Annotated in this window: 1 protein-coding gene and 1 pseudogene; one reads left to right on the top strand and one right to left on the bottom strand. The window is 67.5% G+C overall.

Going from position 1 to position 2,010, the window contains the following annotated elements:
- Window positions 1-844, top strand: a pseudogene (locus AB4Y84_RS20170) (ribonuclease E/G); the annotation flags it as partial.
- Window positions 845-958: 114 nt separating this feature from the next.
- Here the strand turns inward: AB4Y84_RS20170 and AB4Y84_RS20165 are convergent.
- The gene (locus AB4Y84_RS20165) at window positions 959-1,843 is read right to left on the bottom strand and encodes an endonuclease/exonuclease/phosphatase family protein (RefSeq protein WP_312785978.1); all 885 of its coding nucleotides are present in this window, start codon (window positions 1,841-1,843) and stop codon (window positions 959-961) included.
- Window positions 1,844-2,010: the final 167 nt, after the last annotated feature.

Below are 2,010 nucleotides of genomic sequence, written 5' to 3'. Positions count from 1 at the left end.
TCGCGGTGGTCGTCGTCGTCGTCGTGGTGGCGCCGAGAACGCTGCGGGCGGTGACGTACTGGGTGATGACCTGGACGACGGCGATGATGCCGAGGGCGAGGACAACGACGGCGATTCCGTCGAGCAGACCGCCCCGGCTTCGGTCGGCGCACCGGCAGCCGCCGCGCAGCCGTCGCGTTCGCAGCCGGAATTCGATTTCGATGACGAAGTCGAGCCGGCCGCCGCTGATGCCGGCAAGCCAGCACGTGCGCCGGTTGCAGTGGCCGCCGCGGTTGCGCCGGTCGCTGCCGTAAGCAGTGCCGTGGTCGAGGCAGCCGCTCCAGTGGCCGCCGCAGTGCAGACTCCGGCTCCGGTGGAAGCCGTCGCCAAGATCGAACCGACCCCGTCGCCGGTGCAGACCAGCATGCTGGATGCCATCGACGCGGCGACGCCCGTGCAGCCCGCACCTGAAGCGGCTCCGGTGATCGAGGCGAAGCCGCCGGTGGTCGAGACCGCTGCTGCGATCGAAGCAGCCCCGGTCGCTGAACCGACCGCGGTGGTCGAAGCCGCACCGGTAGCCGAGCCGAAGCCGGTGGTGGCTGACGTTGYGCCGGTGGTTGAAGCTGCTCCGGTGGTCGAACCGAAGACCGAGGTTGAAGTCGCCCCGGTGGTCGAGCAGCCGGCAACCCCGGTGGCTGTCGAAGCCGCACCGGTGGAAACCGCTGCACCGGTCGCCGATCCGGTCGTGTCGGCAGCGGTTGACCCGATCGCCGATGGCCATGCCGACGCTGCCGCACAGGCCGCCGACGCGCAGGCTTCGGAAGAAGACGAGGACGCCGGCAAGCGCACGCCGCCAGCCGCCTGATCGATCCTTGATCGGCAACAACGAAACGGCGGGGATCGATGATCCCCGCCGTTTCTGTTTGTGACGTACCAAATGACGTAGCGAACGCAGATGCGCCGCCACGCCATGCCGTTATCAGGGTTTCGGCGCGAACTGCAGCCGGGTCCACACCCCGTAGTGATCCGACGCCCAACGGCCGCCGTCATCGGGCTGGTCGAACAGGATCTTCGCTTCGCGCGCGACCATCTCGTCCTGCTGGAAGAAGATGTGGTCGATCCGCGACGGCGCCTGGTAGTAATGACGGTTGAGCGTACTGACACCGGCCAGGTCGGTGTTGACGTGCACGCTGCCGTAGCTGTCGCCGTAGTGACTGCGCAGCTCGCTCAGATCGCCTGCATCGACCAGTGCATTGAAGTCGCCGGCAATCACCACCGGTGCACCTGCAGAACTGCCGGCAATGAAACGCAGCAGATCTTCGACCTGACTGCGGCGGATGCGCTGGCCGGTGTCGTCACTGCGCTCGTTGAGATGGGTGGCATAGACATTGACCGGCTTGCCGTCCACGTCGATGCGCAGATGGGCCACGGTGCGGTAGTCATCCAGCGGCAGCAGCAGGTGCTCGCCACGGGCCAGTATCGGGCGCCGGGTCAGCAGCGCATTGCCATACCGCTTGGGTGCACCCACCGGATCGGTGGACACGAATACGTACCGGTAACCGAGCTGGCTGGCCAGCCACTGCGCCTGGTTGCGCACGTTGCGCTTCTGGATCACCTCCTGCAACGCGATGGCATCGGGCTGCAGGCGCTTGAGCTCAGCCACGATCGTCCGGCGGCGGCTGGGCCAGTCCTCGCGGTCGTGGTGCAGGTTGAATGTCACCATGCTCATGCCGGGCTCGCCGACCGCAGTGGCCACATCGGCGGCGCTGGCCGGCAAGGCGGCTGCCGCCAACCCGGGCAGGGCCAGCGCGATCGCCAGCCCCAGCGCGCAGAAACCGCGACCGATTCCGAGCGGACCTCGCATGCTTACTTTTCCTTGCGTTCGGCGCGGCGCACCGCGCTGGGCACATCGATCTCGATGCGTGCCGGCAACTGGTGCACATGCAGTTCGTTGTTGACCCATTCCGCCACCTCGCCGTTGACCGTCGCCTGGCCCGGCTCGCCTGCATACGGCCATGGCAGCACCACGCC

It is taken from the genome of Stenotrophomonas sp. 2YAF22, assembly GCF_052114665.1.
In the GTDB taxonomy this organism is placed as follows: domain Bacteria; phylum Pseudomonadota; class Gammaproteobacteria; order Xanthomonadales; family Xanthomonadaceae; genus Stenotrophomonas; species Stenotrophomonas indicatrix.
Note: the sequence above shows the minus strand (reverse complement) of the source record. Positions and strands in the feature narration are given on the sequence as shown.